Genomic DNA, 16,807 nt, shown 5'->3' with positions numbered 1-16,807 from the left:
AACAATTTCATTTTGTTTTGTGCGAAACAATCGTACTTATAATCAATCATGTCCGCACCAGTGGGTGATTCCTTTCCGAATAGCTTCTATCGGATTAGACTCCTCTTGGGGAACCGCCCATGCGACATATCCATCCGGTCGAATCAACGCTGTATGCACGTCATGCCAGTCAGCAGCTCCATTAGCAAGCGAAGCGTGAACTGCATGGACATGCTTGTATTTCGACCAATCGAGTGCATCGTCCAATCGTTCATCCGAGCCGAAATGCAGCAAGAGGAAGGAACCAGAATGAAAAAGCTCGTATGCATTCTGGCACTCACCGTTCTCCAGACGCAGATTCAACTCTGTAAAACGTCGACCATTCAATACATGCGGCGGCATCTCCCCAACCGATTCATACTGGACATTGAACGCAGAAATTTGGGTAGCCAGCCGATAATTTGCCTCGGGTATTTGCAGCAGGTCGGACACCATATTCCTCAAAGCGATAACAGATGGGGAGAATTCCGAACTACCGAACAGCAGTGATTGCACCAGTGTATTCGTTAGCAATGCGGTATTGATGGGGAAACGCTCCGTATGATAGCTGTCCAACAGCCAATCCGGTGCCCAGCCTTTTAAATGGCCTGCCAGCTTCCACCCCAGGTTGATTGCCTCTTGCAAGCCAACGTTCATCCCCTGTCCTCCGGCTGGAAAATGAATATGCGCTGCATCTCCCGCCAGGAAAATCCGTCCTTCTCGATAACGCTGAGCTTGCAAGGTCGCATTGCCAAAACGAGTCATCCAAAACGGATCGGAAATCCCGAAATCGTCTCCAAGAATACGCAACAAACTTGCTCGCAGTTCGTGCAGTGTAACTGGTTCTTCCTTTGGCACAGCCATTCGCTCCGAATCGATCAGCACCACCCGATGCATCCCTTTTGGCAAGGGTACAATCATGACTAATCCTCGTTCATTAAAGTAGGAAGGAGCTCCTGATTCCGGCGGATTTTTTAAAACAACATCCCCTTGCATAGCCGTAAAAGTCGCATTCTTACCGACAAACGGAATGCCTGCCTGCTTGCGGACAATGCTGGCAGCGCCATCTGCGCCGACCACAAAAAGTGCCGTCAGCACAGCTTTTCCATTCGGCCCGGAAGTCTCAACCTCAACCATGTGCTGATCTTGGTGTACGGCCATTACCTCCACTTCTCTGCGTATTTCCACCCCTAGACTTTTCGCCCACTCCTCAAGCACCTTCTCCGTGTCATGTTGAGGAATAATCAGGGTGTAGTTGGAAGAAGAGTCCAAGACCGAAAAATCCAAGCGTGTATCAAGCGCAGCAAAATGCCCCGTCGAAATCGGCTTTCCTCTATCAAGTAATTTCGCTTTCAACCCGCGTATATCCAGGATTTCCAGTGTGCGCGGATGGACAGTGAGCGCCCGTGAGTACGGGGTCGTTTCCTTTAAACGCTCAAGTACGCAAACCTTCACTTTAGCCAACGCCAGCTCTCCAGCCACCATCATGCCAACTGGTCCGCCACCAACAATAATCACTTCGTAATCGACATGCATGGAAACCACTCCTCTTTTTTTGTTTTGCACGAAACAATATGAATATATCACACCTTCTTTTAATTGAAAACCATTTTCAATGAAATACGTTTGAAAGACGATGCCAGCAAATGAAAAGGCGACCCCTTCTCGAATCGAGCAAGAGATCGCCTTTTTCTATTTTCTTATCGTTTTGCTACGACAATGGCATAGACATGACCTTGATCATTTGTCCACAAATCCACTTTGTCCTTGGAGGAAAGATCGCTTTCTTTCAAGTCATTACCGTTGTAGTATTTGATCTTTGCATCTTCTGTCATCTTCAAGCTCGTCGATACGTCATCGAAGAATACGTATTTGTCTTTGTTCACACGGGATTCAATTCCGACGAAACGCACGTTTTCCTTCGCCAGCTTTCCACTGACGGAAGCAGCAATGACATCGCCATCACGATCAAGGGTCAATGTTACGTACTCAAATTGATCGACGTCTTCAATCGCATCCTCATCCGTTACATCGTACGTCTTACCATTAACCTCTACCTTTGCGGAGGTCACCTTGCCGTCATCGTTACGGACTTCAACAGAGTCAACCACGCCGCTTACTTTTCTAGGCGCACCTGTAACTGCTTTTACTTTGCCAGCGTTGTTGAGTGTCAGCGTGTACTCTTTGTCGTTGGATGCTGCATCGCTGTCAATCGTTACACCGGACAAGAGCTCATACACTTTCCCGTTCACGGTAATTTTGGAACCGGATTTTTTCGTCACGTATCCTTTTACGGTTTGCTTTTCCAAAGCCAGCTCCACAATGTCATTCGTGCCGACGTTGTATTTCCACGTAAGAATACGGTGGTCATTGAACTGATCGGTTTTAATCGTTGTTGGAGATACGGAGCTGCCATCGACAGTCAGCTTCGCATTGGTCAAGATGTCATAGATTTTCCCGTCGATTTTCACTGTTGCCAGTTTACCAGGTGCATACGCAGTTGTGTCTGAGACCAGCTTGTTCGTAGCTGCCCCTACGCCCTGCTCTACTTTTACCAAATTTCCATTTTTGTCAAACGAAAGCACTGCAATTTGACCACTCGTCAACTCATCCAGCTCATCTACTTCGTCTTCGTCTACGAACAACTCTGTATCTTCATGCACCTCGTAATTGACGCCGCCAACGCGAATCAGATTTTTGTCTGTATCAACGGTGATCGTATCTGTGTAGCTCAGCTTCGTGTAAACAAGCTCAGATACCTTGCCGTCCACATTGAGTGTCAGCTCAACCAAGTCATCTTTTTCGATGTCAGAGAACGAAGCACTTGTTGCTTTTGCCTCTGGATGTGCCTTACCTTTGATCGTTGCTTTGGAATCCAGCGTGTAGGTCGTGCCGTCTACTCTCAGCTCTTTCTTCGAGTTGGAACCGCTCACGGAAGATACTTTTTCCACAATTCCTTTTGTCGTGTTATCGCTGATCGTGATGGACTTGATCTTGCCATTGTCTCCAACGACTGCCACAAACTTTTGACCGATGTGAGAACGGCTTACATTCACGCCATCTTCTACTTCCAATACGACTTCTCTACCATTGACGATTGCCTTGAATTTCTTCTCATCGCCTACAGCCGTTGTAAAATTAAGGCCAGTCTTCACGATTCCTTCCACGATTTCGGAGTCAGAAGTAACAACAGTGAGGAAAGCCACTCGCCCGTTTTTCGTGATGTATTCCACTTGCGCGCCTACGACCAGATTGCCGTATACTTGCGCGGAATCAGCCAATTCGATTTCTTTGTTTTGTCCGACTAGTTTCAGCTTTTTGCCAGACTTGTCATAAGAAGCGACTGCGCCCTTCACTACTTGCAGCTTCTGATTGGTTCCTTTTGCATTGCCATCTTTGTCGTAGTATGCGCCGTTTGCGTATACAGGCGTCTCCATAAAACGATCCGTGTACTTCGCGACGATATCACGCGGAGCTGCTGCTGTCGGCGTTTCCTTTGCATCGTAAATACCTGCTCTGTCCGCTTCCAGCAAGTACGGGATGTACCACTCGCTAGAGGCTGATGGACGAACGTCAATCTTCAAGCCTTGAACGTAAACAGTCAACGCTTCCGCAATTTTTACATTGTTGTTCGGTTTGAAGGTTCCATCTGGATATCCCTTGATGATGCCTTGGGATACCGCAAGATTAATGTATCCTGTTGCCCAATGATCTGCTGGCAGATCTTTAAATACAGTCTTTCCTTGCAGAAGCTTTGCTTGCGCATCTGTGTATCCGAGTGCCAGGACCGCAACTTTGGCGAACTCTGCTCTCGTCACTTCTTTATACGGTTTGAATGTGCCATCGGTATAACCTTTCAGAACACCCGCATAATTCAATTTCAGAATCGCGTCTTTGTTCACATTTCCCCCGATGTCGGAGAATGGCAGTGCCGTAGCAGCCCATCCGGTACCCGGCAATGCAAGCGAGCCTGCCAGAACCGCTGTCGCCAATAATTTTTTGAGATCCTTGCTTGCTCGATTCTTTTCTTTTTGCAAAATAAACCCCTCCATCAATATAACAGTGATATCAGTTCATTCTCTCCAGCAGACACTCCCATTTGAAGAAATGATGGAATAGTCCACAGTAGAACTGTTTTCTTCGGCTGAACGCTCTTTTTAGACGACACGATTTCCGAAAAAGTTTCAGAGCTTGTTTACGGTAAATCATTCCACTGTTCCTCAAACATTGATAGGTAGCGGGTTCACGATATTTCGCAGAACGTAAAAAAACCACCTGAGATCAGGTGGTTTTACGTTTCATTCCAGCAGGAAATGCTATAAGCCAGGTTCTGTCTCTCCCGTGCTTCAAGCGGGGCAATCCCTCGCACCAAGAGCGGTAGCCATCTATCTATGGCATCCGAAGATACCATCCGTCCTTTCCGTTTGATTCCTTCAGGACGGTTCCCCTACCTAATTTGGGTTTCTCGCTCGCAGGGTTTACCGCGTTCCATCTTTTCTGTCGCCAGAAAAGCTACGTTTCTGTGGCACTTTCAGCGTACTCGGGCCTCAGAGAGAGCCCTTTCCACGCCGTCAGCAAGGCTCAGCACCTCACTGCCCTGGCTTGCACCAGGTACGAACACTCCAGGCATCTCAGCCTGGGCGAGCCTGGACTTTCCTCTACCGCCAATCATCGAAACGATTGCGGCAGCGACTACCCACATTTCCTGCACATCAGAATCAGTAACATTTACTCTATCACATGCCTCCTACATGGTCAACAAGCAGGATTTGGAAGGGTCATTTGTAGTACAATAGAAATGGTACAAGGAGGTAGGACGATGATAACCATTACTCCAACTGCGGCAGTACGTCTTGCACAAATGATCGCGGAGGAATCGGATGCTGAACAGCTCGGAATCAGACTCGTCCCGACTACGACGGGTTGTGGCAGCTATACATATAGCATCGCCATTACGGAAGCGGACAAACATGATCTCGACCAAGAAATAAGTGGGATTCGTTTCTTTTATCAAACACATGAGATTGACAAGCTCTCCGGGACGGTCATCGACTGCGATCCTGCAACTGGCCGCTTCTCCATTTTCCATCCGCGCCCAATGCAAACAGATTGCTCGCTTACTCATTGATTAGGAGGTAACTATGCTGCTCTTATCATTTGAAAACATCCAACCGAAGATTCACCCTACGGTTTTTCTTGCAAAAGGCTCCGTCGTTTCTGGCGATGTCGAAATTGGCGAGGATTCTTCTATTTGGTACAACACCGTCATCCGCGGGGACATCGCTCCGACCGTCATTGGAAAACGCGTCAGTGTCCAAGACAACAGCACCCTGCATCAAAGCCCAAACAACCCGTTGATCCTTGAAGACGAGGTGACTGTAGGACATAACGCTGTTTTACATAGCTGCGTGGTACGTCGCGGCGCATTGATTGGAATGGGCGCGATCGTGCTGGATCGTGCGGAAATCGGAGAAGAAGCGATGGTTGCTGCGGGTGCACTCGTTCCTCCAGGCATGAAGGTGCCACCTCGCTCGCTTGTTGTTGGCAACCCAGCAAAAGTAAAACGTGAACTCAACGAGGAAGACTTAAAAGAATTCGTGCGCATTCGCCAATCATATGTGGATAAAGGCAAGATGTATCGCCAACTGGAAGAAAGCCCGCTCGAACGGGAGTAGGAAAATGAAAAAAGGGAGGTCGAGGGCGCATATGCACCTTCTATCCTCCCTGTTTCTAAGATTTGCGAATCTCCGAATAATGCTTAGCGCCCTCCTCGATCTCTACCTTCCCCTTCGTAAAAATCATTTGATAAAGCAGATCGACTACGATTGCTTCTCGTCCCTGTTGACATGCCTCAGCTGTAAAGGAGGACGCTCTTGCCCCGACATCCAAGATCGGTCCCATTGCCAAAATTTCATCCTGTTCGTTTCTCATCTCGACTCAGCTCTCCTCATCTCGTTCTCCATCCCAGTTAATAAAACACTTAACTATAGTTGACAAACTCTATTACTCTCAAAAATCGTCTAATATACTTTAGTGGGAAACACCCCAATGGATAATGTAACAATCATTTTTTAGTTTTTAAAAAGACCTTTGGAATGACCGGACTGCCACACCACTCTGCTATGGAATTGTATTTTTCTGCTATATCTTGTAGTATTGAGTAACCATTTTTGACACCACTTATTATTTTTCCTGTTGAAGATTCTGAATCGCTAATTTCCTCAAAAAATCTTTTTATTTTATTTAATGCTCCAGATTTAACGATGTCTTCTTTTGTTTGTGCCTGATCAAGCTTTTGTATGCTTGAGTCAATTTTATTTAACTCTTGAGCGCAGTTTGGGTCAATTTCTTTTAATTCATCTTTTAATTCATTAACGAAACCTTGTAACTCATTTATCGTATTTTTAACTTCTATTGTTATATTGTTAATATTTGAAGCGCTGGAACTTGTATTTATTATAGGTGAGTTATTAAATATTGGACTAATATTAATTTCTGTCATTCCAAACTTCCTTTCATGCTTAATATGTATCCCGTCAAGTAACATGATAATTTGTACTAAATTTAAGGAATCTTTACATCTCTCTTCTAATATTCCGTTTGACTCTAGTTTTATTAAATATTGAAAATCGTGAAGGTAGTTGCAGTTTGTACTACAATTACACATAACTTTTTCGGTAAATGTTATCTTTGGTATGCTTAAATGTATTTGCTCAAAAGTGCTTCTCACAATAGCTAAAAGTTCTCGACGATTCCTTTGATTTTTACCGCTTACCTTGATATCTACATACCTTTCTGTAATTCCATCTCTTAACACGACTAAGCAATATGCATCTTTATACTGAAGGTATGCTCCTTTCCTCCAGCACATTTTAACACCATTTACATCAATTAAATATGTATGTGCCTTTACAATAAAACGAGTCATTATTCCTGCTGGCAGAAAATTATAATCGTACCTAAAATTCAAAGTGGTTTCTTTTTGAAAAATTAACTCAGTATTCTTTTCTGTATTATCTAATAGTTCTGCCACCAAATATGTGTTTGTATTTTCAACAACGAACGATAACTGAAAATTCTCCATAAGTTTAAGTATGTACGGATAAGTATTCTCAGGATATTTACTCCTGTCGTTCCATATCTTCGGGAGATCTTTGTAATACAATAGTCCATTACGATCTTTCAAAATATTCGTCTGGGCGTCTAATATTTTATATACTGCATCGGTACCCCAATCTGGACTAAGAATAATTATATTTTTAAGAATATTATCCTCATGAAAATGTAGAACCACGCCTAAATCGTGAAGATATTTTATTAAGCTATCTGCTTCATCTCTTTCTATAGAATGTTCCGAACAAATTTCAATATACGCCTGATAGTCGATAATATTTTTAGATTTTGATAATCCTTCCAATTCAAGTCTAACATTCACCCAAGATGAAAACCACATAGTTTCCATCAGTGGCAGTTTCTTAGCCTCGTTAATAATTTGCTCCCTCAAAATGTCAATATTAGTGTTATCAAGACAGCTCACATAAAAACAATCAACTATTTGGGGAAACCTTGTACACAAATTAGTAATGTCAATCATTTTAATATTTTTTCTTGTTTCATCGCATTTATTTATTACTATGATAATTGGACTGTCGTTTGCAAAAGACTGTATCGTATTCAGCCAATAATCAATACGACCATATTCTTCTTCTTGTCGAGCATCCCAGACAAAAATATAAAGTGATCTCTTTGTTAGAAAAAATTGATGTGTGGAATGGTAGATCTCTTGACCACCGAAATCCCAAGTATTGAGTCGAATTTCTTTTCCTTCAGACTCAAAACACCATTGAGCAATATCAATTCCTTCTGTTGAAGCCCCTTCCACAAATTTATCGTTTATTATTCTATTCAATAAACAGGTTTTACCAACTCCCCCTTGTCCAACTATGATCATTTTGGACTCATTTAAAATTATTTTGGCTTCATCTTTTTGATAATGCAGTATGTAGTCAATAATTTGACTAGGAGTCTGAGTAAAAATTTCAGGGGGGATATTTTTCGTAATAATTGAGTCTCCAAGTTCAAATTTAATAAGGTTTTTTAATTTTGCAAGCGATGATGGAATGTATGATAATTTACTTCTTGCCAAATATAGTTCTTTTAGTTGGGTAAGTTCTCCAATTGACTCAGGAAGGGTTGTAATTTGAGCGCCTGGCATGTACAGTCTTTCTAAGTTCTTCAAATCACTAATACTCTCTGGTAAGTAAGTAAAAGAATCATTTATAGCTATGTTACATAAGTTCTTCAATTGACATAATTCTTCTGGAAATTCTTCGAAGTCAGCACCATTTAAGTTTATCGTAGCCAAATTATTAAGATTTGAAAATTCTTTTGGTAGAAACTTAATTTTGGTACCATATAGACTTAGAATCTTGAGATTCACTAATTTTCCAAACTCAGGTGGTAAAGTTGTAAATATATTTATTGAAGATTTTATTTTCCCATCCAACATTCCATGATTTCCCAAATCTAAAATTTCTAGATCTGTAAGCATTCCAATCGCTGTTGGTAGCTCTCTTAGACCACATTCAGAAAGATCTAGTACTTTCCACCTTTTTTCTTTTGCTTCATTTATTAAATCTATCACTTGACTAGTGGTTAAAGTGCTATAATGACGCTCATATGGCAAAATTGAATGTATATTTTGAACTATATCAAAGTCATCTACTTCGTAATTCTCGTCATCTTCGTCATCTTCGTCATATTCGTCATATTCCTCATAATAATCTTCGAAATTTTCTATATCAAAATTATTTTCAAATCTTTCTTCGTCATCATTAATACTGCTTTTTTTGTTTTGCATTTATAATTTACCTCCGAATTCCGATAATAGTATTATTATACAAAATTTCCGTAGTGATTTGTACACTCCGACACGTTCTTTTTTGACTTCACAGATAACGTAGGAACACAATACTTTTGAACCATACTGGATTAGTGGTTTGAATATAATCGAACTCTCTATCCCCATAATTAATTGCATCTTAACGAAGTGCAACTCTCATCTTCTTGTAGTTGAAAACCAACAACCACAAGATACATATAACAAAAAAAGCGGCGTATCCATAGTGGAAACACCGCTTTTTCCTTACGAAGCATTCTGCAATCGATCCACCTCGCGAATGTGCTCAAATAGCATATACGAGCGAATCGCTGTCTCTAAATGAATCCGATCCGGTTCTTTGGTCGTGCTGTATTTTTGAAAGAAAGCCGACAGCTTGTAAAGAAAACCGAAATATTTACGCACGTAGCGATCCCCAAGCATACCAACAAGCAGTCCTGCTCCCCCGCATGCGACGCTCCATTCCAAGGGTAAGAAGAATACAGACAAAATGAACCCCGTAAAAAACCACACGACCAGATTCGTCGAGCAACCGTCATTCACGATATTTGCCCGTTGAATCTCTTTCAGTGCTGCTAACGATTTCTTCCCTCCATAGCTAAACACTTTATGTTCTGCACCGTGAAATTTTTTCATCATTTTCGGAAAAACGAAGTGAAAGCCTGCGATGTATACAGCTACCCACATTGGATCGATGATGACCCAGTCAGGCTTTATGATCGCCGCCAGTACATAACCAGCAAGAAGGAAGTGAAACAATTGATAGTACCAAGGAAAGGAGAAGAAGATTCGATACCAGAGCTTCCCTATCGTTTTCAATGTGATTTTTTCCGCCCACATGTGAATCACGCCGTCTTTTACTTCCGCGCAAGCCAGCACATTTCGATCATGAAAAAGCACACCGCGTCCAAAAGACATCCCCATAATCATGTCGTTAGCTATTCTCCTTCCGCCCTAATGTCGTTATAATAGGTTGAGTTGTACGCAGAATGAAGGAGGTTTCACAATTGATCCGCATGGTTCCAAATACACCATTAACACCTTTACACGATCCATGGGAGCCGTTGTTCAATGCGACACCCCCCGCCTATAAACTTACCAGCGTCGAGTTTACTGTAACGAATCTGTGCAATCTCCGCTGTGAGCATTGCGCGGTTGGTGATACATTGCGATACAAAGACGATCCCGCTCTCCCAGTTGATCTCATACTCCGTCGTCTCGATGAAGCAAAAGATCTGCTTACTATCAGTATAACAGGCGGAGAACCGATGTACAGCGAGCGCACCGTGAAAACTGTGATCGCGCCTATTCTACAATATGCAGCAGATCGCGGGCTGCGGACGCAAATCAACTCCAACATGTCTATGCCTTATTCTCGCTATGAATTGATCCTGCCTTACATCGATGTCATGCATATTTCGTGGAATTGGTCTACTCCCGAAGAATTCCATGATATTGTTTACGCAAAAGCACAGCAGCCGGTTTCAATCAAAAGAGCGGAAGCACAATTTCATGAGATGATGGAAAATGCCCGCAAACTCTCGGAAGCAGGTGTTTTTGTCTCAGCTGAAACGATGCTGAATCATCGCACATGGACAAAGCTCGATACCCTCCATCGTCAAATTCAGGAGATGGGCAGCAAACGACATGAGGTACACCCGATGTACGCGAGTGATTTTGCCCGTGATCTGGATGTCCTTTCACTCGATGAGCTCCGTCAAGCCATTCACCGGATGCTCGATGTGCGCAATGAAGATTTGTGGATGCTTTTCGGGACACTTCCGTTTTTCGCTTGTAGCCCCGAAGCAGCAGACAGGGAGTTGATCAGCAGACTGCGCTCTGCGAAAAATGTGACGACTCGAAATGATCCAGATGGTCGCAATCGTCTAAACATCAACATTTTCACCGGCGATGTCATCGTGACCGATTTCGGGGATGTAGAGCCATTGGGCAATATTCAAACCCATCAGCTCCAGTCGATGTTTGAAAAATGGCAAGAACACACGCTGAATCAGAAGATCAATTGCTTCTGCCCTGCCGCTGGATGTGCAGGACCGAACCTGCTCGTTGCTAATACTTACTATCAGGAGACTGATTTTACTCTGCGCAAAGCACTCGTTTAATGGGGCACACTAGGGCGTGAGGTGATCTACCATGAGCAGACGCAAACGCCCTCTCGTACCCGAGGCGAGAAAAGGGCTGGACGCCCTAAAAGCGCAGGTTGCAGACGTTGCTGATCCCGCGCAGGCCAAATTCGAGGTTGCAGAAGAAATTCATGTTCCATTGCATCCCGGCTACAATGGACAGTTAACCTCTCACGATGCCGGTCGAATCGGAGGACGCTTGGGCGGCAGTATGGTCAGAGAGATGGTTCGGATGGCAATGGAAGGTATGAATAAAAAACCGTAATCCTATTGTTTGGGAACCCCGCTATTTGATGAATGCGAATGGCGGGGTTCTTTGTCGAGCAAGCGAGTATTACCAAGTCGGATACTGGCTATCAAACTGATTCCAATCAGAAACAAGCCAGTGATAAAGACGTCGTGCAAAGCTTCGCTAAACACCAGACCTTCCCGCATCCGCCATTCTACGATGCTCCCCAACACGCTAACTCCAATCGTCCCCCCGATGGAACGAAATAATTGCGATGTCGACATGGCAACACCTCGATCTTGCGGTTTTACAGCGCTATGTGCTGCTGTACCGAGTGCCGGATAGATCGTCCCCATGCCTAGACCTGTGACAATCAGGTAGCTGACGAGCTGTGTGTTGGTTATCCCTACATCCATCGTGCTCAGAAGGAAAAAGCCTGTCGCCATGATGAGCAAGCTGGGAATCAGAATCGCCCGAAATGAAGCTTTTGCCATCCATCTTCCCCCAAGCGTCGAAGAAATCGCTGCGGACAGCATGAGTGGCACTAAAAGGAAACCAGCCTCTGACGGACTCGCACCGCGTACCTCTTGGACGAACAAAGGGATGTATGCGATTGCCCCAAACAAAGCGGCACTCACAAAGAATCCTGCGAGGTTGCCATATCCAATGGCCGGAATGCGGAATAGGGACAACGGAAGCAGGGGCTCCTTTGCTTTGGTTTCAATCCAGATGAACAGACCGAGAAATAAGATGCCCGCACCCCCTAACCCGATCTTGTATTCCCTGCTCTCCATGACAAGGGACAACAAGATGAGAATGATGGCTGCACTTAAGCTAGTCGCCCCATACCAGTCGATGACAGGCTTCTTATCATATTGCCGCTGATCTCGAAAGGCTAGGGCAATGATCAAAATGGAAGCGATACCGATGGGAAGGTTGATAAAGAAGATCCATCCCCATGACAGATGCTCCACGATAATTCCTCCAATGGTGGGACCGAGTATACTCGTTATCGCAAAGACAGCTCCGAAAAGCCCTTGAAATTTGCCCCTCTTTTCGGGTGGATACAGCTCACCCACAATAATGAACGCAACCGGCATTAATGCCCCGGCGCCCAAGCCTTGGATTCCTCTCGCTGCAATAAGACCCGTCATGGAATTCGCCATGCCGCACAGAAGAGATCCTGAGAGAAACAGAAACAACCCGATCAAATACATTTTTCTCGGCCCAAACAAGTCTGCCATTTTCCCATAGATGGGCATGCTCGTGGTCGATGTGAGCATATAAATGGCGAACACCCAGCTATAAAGAGACAGACCTCCCAGCTCTTTCGTAATTGTCGGCATGGCTGTTGAGACAATCGTCTGATCCAACGATGACAAGACTAACCCCATCAGCACTCCACCCGTGACTAAGTCTACGCGACGCTTTTCCTTTTCCATCTCCATCGCACTCCCCTTTTTGAAGTCAGTTGATAACAGCTCCAAAAATATAAGGGATTTCCCAAAAAAAGAGTAGACTTTTTCTTTCAGTTGAGTTATTCTGATGATAGAGTATGCCCCTAGGAACAACGGATGAAATTAAAAATAAAAACCGCCTCCATGATGGACGCGGTTTTTTTGTTTTGCCATTCATCTCAGCTTGTCGAGCTTTTTGGCACTTGCCTTACGAGGTCCAAGCATCGCCTTACCTATATTGCCCACTTTGTTTACAGAGTCAAAAACTTGGTCGATCACATCCACCAGCTCTCGAATCTGCACTACTTTTCCATAGACGCCCATGAAATGGTGTCGGACGTTTTTTCCATTTAACCCTAGCATGGCCGCACCTCCTCTTAATCCTCTCGTATTACTTTATGCAGGATCAGGCGAAGGGGAAATTGCGAAATGCGGAAAATTATTCGTCCCTCTATCCAGCTGCTTAGCGTGGACGAGGCGTGCCGGTCGGACGTGGGCGCGGAGGTTGTGTTGGCGTAATGGCCCGCTCCAGACGAGTGACACGGTTCTCCAATCGATCTACTCGATTATCCAGCCTACGATAGTCTTCGCGCAGCGCATCTACTCGGTTCTCCAGTCGATTCAAACGACGCTCGACATCCCCACCAGGAGTTGGTGTCGGAGTAATTGGGATGTACAAATTTTGCCCCACGTAAATGTAGTAAGGATAGGCGATATTATTCACGCGGATCAATTCCTGAACGGATACACCAAAACGAGCCGCAATGCTGTTCAGCGTATCTCCCGAACGGACTACATAGTTCACGAATCTCACTCCTTTTTTCTGTGATCATTCGTTATTAACCTATGCCCGCCCTGGTACACGCGCAATAAACCAATACCCATTTTGGCTTAAAATAGTCAAACACCCAGTACAAACGCCGTTACAAACCTGGAAGTGCAAGGCTTAGCCCCATTAACACTTTGAATAGACTGTCGCACCCTCAAGTAACACTTCTTCTACTTGCTTCAATACCTCTATCTCTTGTAATGGATCACCTTTTACCACAAGCAAATCTGCAAAATAACCTGGCGCTAACGTACCAATCTTACTTCCTTGATCCAGCACCTCGGCAGCGTTTTGAGTAGCAGCCTGGATCGCCCGAATTGGCTCCATCCCCAGCTCCACCATCAGTTTAATCTCTTCTGCCACAGGTGTAATCGGATAGCCTTCCAATACAATATCCGTACCCGTAGCGATCTTTACACCTGTATTTATCAATCGTGCGAAGTTCTCCCGGTACGCCTTTTCCGATTCGATGAAAAAAGCTCCCTGCTCAATAAGCCCTTCGCTCAATATGCCTTGATTTGCCTGTTGCTGCTCATTCCAAATATGCTTGTAATAATCAGCAATCTGGAAGAAGGTGACCATGGTCGGTACCCATACGAGTCCTTTTTCTTTCATCTGTTCCGCCTGTTCGACAGTCATAAACGTTGCATGCTCGATCGTATCAAATCCCGCATCAATCGCCATTTGGATCGCCGGTTGGAGCGAGGCATGCACACAACACTTTCGTCCCAAGCGATGAGATTCATCAACCGCCGCATCCAACTCCTCTTGTGTGAACTCCGGCGTTGGTGTACGATGACTCGTCATGAGCTTGATCCAGTCTGCACCTGCTCGCACTTGTTCACGCACGGCTGTCCGAACTTCCCACGGACCGTTTGCTTCTCTGAGGGCACCCTCTAATTGCCAGCCGTGCCCCCCGGTCATAATAATCCCTTGGTTAACCTGAAAAAGACGAGGGGACACAATGAACTTATTCTTGGCTGCCAGTTTCAGTGTACTGCACAATCCATCCGGTGCTGCTACATCGCGGATCGTCGTGACCCCCAAAGAAAGTGCTTCTTTCAAGTTCGCTGTCGCAAGTAACGCCACGAGTCCATCGTTGTTGCGATACTCAGCGGAATCTGGTTTGCTCCACCAATACCCGATGTGAACATGTAAATCGATCAAACCCGGTAAAATGGAACATCCGCTGTACCGCTTTACTTCTCCTCCTGAAATGGAATCTGTAAGCTCCGCTTCTGCCCCTACTGCTACAATCTTTCCTCGCTCATCAATCCCGACAGCGCCTTGTTCGATTACATGCTCTCCATCTCCGATAATGACGCGATCAGCAATCAACCATTTCATTCCTGTCCCCCCTGTCAAAAATGAAAATTCATCTGTCCGCAATCGTTGTTAGTTCCTCGAAAGTTCATCATTTATCCGACTATTTCCTTCTCCTCTTCCGCCTAGTTTGAAAAAAAAGCCTCTGGGAGCACGTGAAGTGCGCCAGAGGCTTTCGTGTTTTACATTTCTTATTTAAATACAGGTGCTGCAAACTGAGCCAATTTCTCTGCGGAAGACTTTTCCACATCCGCGTGCAAGCTGTTGCCATGAGCATCCATGGTGACGATTGCTGCGAAGCCTTTTACGCGCAGGTGCCACATCGCTTCTGGAATACCGAATTCCATGAAGTCGACACCTTCTACTTTTTCCAAGCATTCTGCATAATACTGGGCCGCTCCACCAATCGCATTTAAGTACACAGCGCCATGCTCGTTCAATGCTTTCAGGGTTTTCGCACCCATTCCGCCTTTTCCGATAACGGCACGGATTCCGAATTTCTTGATGATTTCGCCTTGGTAAGGCTCCTCGCGAATGGAGGTAGTCGGGCCAGCCGCTTTTACATGCCACTCGCCTGCTTCGTCCTTCAGCATGACCGGACCGCAATGGTAGATGATGCCACCGTTCAGGTCCACTGGGCAGTCATGATCCATCAGGTAGCTATGCAGGGCGTCGCGTCCTGTGTGCATTTCACCATTGATAATGACCACATCGCCCACTCGCAGGCTGCGGATTTGTTCTTCAGAGATTGGCGCTTCCAGAACAACCTCGCGGCGTTTTTCGCCCGCATCGTCCGTAGCTGCTACCGGGGACAAGTCCATCGCCACTTCTTCATCTTTATACAGATAACGGAGAATTTCGCCAGTCTCCGGATTCAGGCGAACACCTTGACGGCGGAATGCCCAGCAGTTGTACGCAACGGATACGAAAAAGCTTGCTGGCAGGCGGTTTTCCACGCCGATTTTACAGCCGAGCAAAGTCGAGTTACCACCAAAGCCCATGGTTCCGATTCCGAGTTGGTTCGCTGTTTCCATGATGTAGTCTTCCAAAGCAGCAAGTTCAGCAATTGGATTCACATCGTCCACTTTGCGGAACAATTGATGCTTCGCCAGTGCATAACCGGAGGTGCGATCCCCACCGATTCCTACGCCGATGAAGCCGGCACTACAGCCTTGTCCTTGCGCTTGGTAGACGGCATGCAAAATGCACTTGCGGATACCATCCAGGTTGCGGCCCACTTTGCCCAGGCCTTCGAGCTCACAGGGCAGGGAGTACTGGATGTTCTTGTTCTCACAGCCGCCGCCTTTGAGAATCAGCTTGATCTCGATTTCATTCTCTTCCCATTGCTCGAAGTGAATGACAGGCGTACCTGGTCCGAGGTTGTCCCCTGTGTTTGCACCCGTCAAGGAATCTACGGAGTTGGAACGCAGCTTACCTGTTTTGGTTGCTTCTGCAATCATTTCTTTGATCGCTTGTTTAATGATCAGCTGGTTGACTCCAACCGGAGTTTTCACTTCGAATGTAGGCATCCCCGTATCTTGACAGATCGGAGAAACATTTTCTTCTGCCATGACGACGTTTTGCGCAATCGTAGACAAAGACAGCGCTGCACGAGTGCCAAGATCCTCTTTCACTTTAGCTGCATTGACGGCACGACGCACGTCTGGTGGTAGATTCGTAGAAGTATCCGTGATGAGTTCCAGAATGCTTTGCTTCAAGTTTTCCATCTATGACGCCCCTTTTGACGTAGTGGTGTAAATGGTAGCATAAACCGCCTATTATTATAGCACACGCTCCCCCACCTGTCCGTAGATTGCTGCCCAAAGAGTGTGTGAAACATTCCGTAAACGTGCGTCGTCTTATTACCGACAGCAAATTTTGGCAAGAAGCAGATACGAGGGGGATTAA

At 45.3% G+C, this 16,807-nt stretch carries 14 protein-coding genes and 1 other RNA gene; 4 read left to right on the top strand and 11 right to left on the bottom strand.

Annotation, left to right across the window (positions count from 1 at the left end):
• Window positions 1-42: 42 nt before the first annotated feature.
• The 3 genes from FO446_RS11345 to rnpB form a co-directional block, all read right to left on the bottom strand.
• Complete coding sequence (locus FO446_RS11345) at window positions 43-1,554, bottom strand: monooxygenase (RefSeq protein WP_173609742.1); 1,512 nt, start codon at window positions 1,552-1,554, stop codon at window positions 43-45.
• 164 nt (window positions 1,555-1,718) lie between these two features.
• Window positions 1,719-4,055, bottom strand: coding sequence for an S-layer homology domain-containing protein (locus FO446_RS11340; RefSeq protein ID WP_173609743.1), 2,337 nt, complete (start codon window positions 4,053-4,055; stop codon window positions 1,719-1,721).
• A 277-nt stretch (window positions 4,056-4,332) separates the two neighbouring features.
• Window positions 4,333-4,722, bottom strand: an RNA gene (rnpB, locus tag FO446_RS11335) — RNase P RNA component class B.
• Between the two features lie 115 nt (window positions 4,723-4,837).
• Here rnpB and FO446_RS11330 point away from each other — a divergent pair.
• Complete coding sequence (locus tag FO446_RS11330) at window positions 4,838-5,146, top strand: iron-sulfur cluster biosynthesis family protein (protein WP_106782299.1); 309 nt, start codon at window positions 4,838-4,840, stop codon at window positions 5,144-5,146.
• A 13-nt stretch (window positions 5,147-5,159) separates the two neighbouring features.
• Entirely contained in the window at window positions 5,160-5,693 is a 534-nt protein-coding gene (locus tag FO446_RS11325) for a gamma carbonic anhydrase (RefSeq protein ID WP_237900675.1), read from the top strand.
• Between the two features lie 55 nt (window positions 5,694-5,748).
• Here the strand turns inward: FO446_RS11325 and FO446_RS11320 are convergent, their stop codons facing one another.
• The 3 genes from FO446_RS11320 to FO446_RS11310 all read right to left on the bottom strand — a co-directional run bounded on the left by FO446_RS11320 (window position 5,749) and on the right by FO446_RS11310 (window position 9,847).
• Window positions 5,749-5,949, bottom strand: a complete 201-nt coding sequence (locus FO446_RS11320) for a hypothetical protein (protein ID WP_237900673.1) — start codon at window positions 5,947-5,949, stop codon at window positions 5,749-5,751.
• Window positions 5,950-6,082: 133 nt separating this feature from the next.
• Window positions 6,083-8,878 carry a COR domain-containing protein gene (locus tag FO446_RS11315; protein WP_237900671.1) on the bottom strand — a complete coding sequence of 932 codons (2,796 nt, stop codon included), beginning with the start codon at window positions 8,876-8,878 and terminating at the stop codon, window positions 6,083-6,085.
• A gap of 285 nt (window positions 8,879-9,163) precedes the next feature.
• Window positions 9,164-9,847, bottom strand: coding sequence for a DUF1385 domain-containing protein (locus FO446_RS11310; protein WP_237900670.1), 684 nt, complete (start codon window positions 9,845-9,847; stop codon window positions 9,164-9,166).
• Between the two features lie 77 nt (window positions 9,848-9,924).
• Between FO446_RS11310 and yfkAB the strand changes: the two genes are divergently transcribed.
• Both yfkAB and FO446_RS11300 read left to right on the top strand, forming a co-directional pair.
• Window positions 9,925-11,040, top strand: coding sequence for a radical SAM/CxCxxxxC motif protein YfkAB (gene yfkAB / locus FO446_RS11305; RefSeq protein WP_237900668.1), 1,116 nt, complete (start codon window positions 9,925-9,927; stop codon window positions 11,038-11,040).
• Between the two features lie 31 nt (window positions 11,041-11,071).
• Window positions 11,072-11,326: an alpha/beta-type small acid-soluble spore protein gene (locus FO446_RS11300; protein ID WP_173609747.1), complete on the top strand. Its 255-nt coding sequence runs from the start codon at window positions 11,072-11,074 to the stop codon at window positions 11,324-11,326.
• Window positions 11,327-11,328: 2 nt separating this feature from the next.
• On the opposite strand, the gene FO446_RS11295 is transcribed toward FO446_RS11300, so the two are convergent.
• The 5 genes from FO446_RS11295 to FO446_RS11275 all read right to left on the bottom strand — a co-directional run bounded on the left by FO446_RS11295 (window position 11,329) and on the right by FO446_RS11275 (window position 16,626).
• Window positions 11,329-12,738: an MDR family MFS transporter gene (locus FO446_RS11295; RefSeq protein ID WP_237900666.1), complete on the bottom strand. Its 1,410-nt coding sequence runs from the start codon at window positions 12,736-12,738 to the stop codon at window positions 11,329-11,331.
• 183 nt (window positions 12,739-12,921) lie between these two features.
• A complete protein-coding gene (locus tag FO446_RS11290) occupies window positions 12,922-13,110 on the bottom strand; it encodes a hypothetical protein (RefSeq protein ID WP_017247839.1) in 189 nt (62 codons plus the stop codon).
• 100 nt (window positions 13,111-13,210) lie between these two features.
• Window positions 13,211-13,552, bottom strand: coding sequence for a LysM peptidoglycan-binding domain-containing protein (locus tag FO446_RS11285; RefSeq protein WP_221867216.1), 342 nt, complete (start codon window positions 13,550-13,552; stop codon window positions 13,211-13,213).
• Between the two features lie 150 nt (window positions 13,553-13,702).
• Entirely contained in the window at window positions 13,703-14,923 is a 1,221-nt protein-coding gene (locus FO446_RS11280; RefSeq protein ID WP_237900664.1) for a metal-dependent hydrolase family protein, read from the bottom strand.
• 167 nt (window positions 14,924-15,090) lie between these two features.
• Window positions 15,091-16,626, bottom strand: a complete 1,536-nt coding sequence (locus FO446_RS11275) for a fumarate hydratase (protein ID WP_173609751.1) — start codon at window positions 16,624-16,626, stop codon at window positions 15,091-15,093.
• Window positions 16,627-16,807: the final 181 nt, after the last annotated feature.

The organism is Brevibacillus brevis, assembly GCF_022026395.1.
Lineage (GTDB): Bacteria > Bacillota > Bacilli > Brevibacillales > Brevibacillaceae > Brevibacillus.
This window is presented reverse-complemented; position numbering and strand designations above follow the sequence as displayed.

Coding starts and splice junctions, on each gene's coding strand:
- FO446_RS11320 (WP_237900673.1), bottom strand. CDS start 5,949: ATGAGAAACGAACAGGATGAAATTTTGGCAATGGGACCGATCTTGGAT.
- FO446_RS11295 (WP_237900666.1), bottom strand. CDS start 12,738: ATGGAGATGGAAAAGGAAAAGCGTCGCGTAGACTTAGTCACGGGTGGA.
- FO446_RS11280 (WP_237900664.1), bottom strand. CDS start 14,923: ATGAAATGGTTGATTGCTGATCGCGTCATTATCGGAGATGGAGAGCAT.
- FO446_RS11300 (WP_173609747.1), top strand. CDS start 11,072: ATGAGCAGACGCAAACGCCCTCTCGTACCCGAGGCGAGAAAAGGGCTG.
- FO446_RS11330 (WP_106782299.1), top strand. CDS start 4,838: ATGATAACCATTACTCCAACTGCGGCAGTACGTCTTGCACAAATGATC.
- FO446_RS11275 (WP_173609751.1), bottom strand. CDS start 16,626: ATGGAAAACTTGAAGCAAAGCATTCTGGAACTCATCACGGATACTTCT.
- FO446_RS11345 (WP_173609742.1), bottom strand. CDS start 1,554: ATGCATGTCGATTACGAAGTGATTATTGTTGGTGGCGGACCAGTTGGC.
- FO446_RS11315 (WP_237900671.1), bottom strand. CDS start 8,878: ATGCAAAACAAAAAAAGCAGTATTAATGATGACGAAGAAAGATTTGAA.
- FO446_RS11290 (WP_017247839.1), bottom strand. CDS start 13,110: ATGCTAGGGTTAAATGGAAAAAACGTCCGACACCATTTCATGGGCGTC.
- FO446_RS11325 (WP_237900675.1), top strand. CDS start 5,160: ATGCTGCTCTTATCATTTGAAAACATCCAACCGAAGATTCACCCTACG.
- FO446_RS11310 (WP_237900670.1), bottom strand. CDS start 9,847: ATGATTATGGGGATGTCTTTTGGACGCGGTGTGCTTTTTCATGATCGA.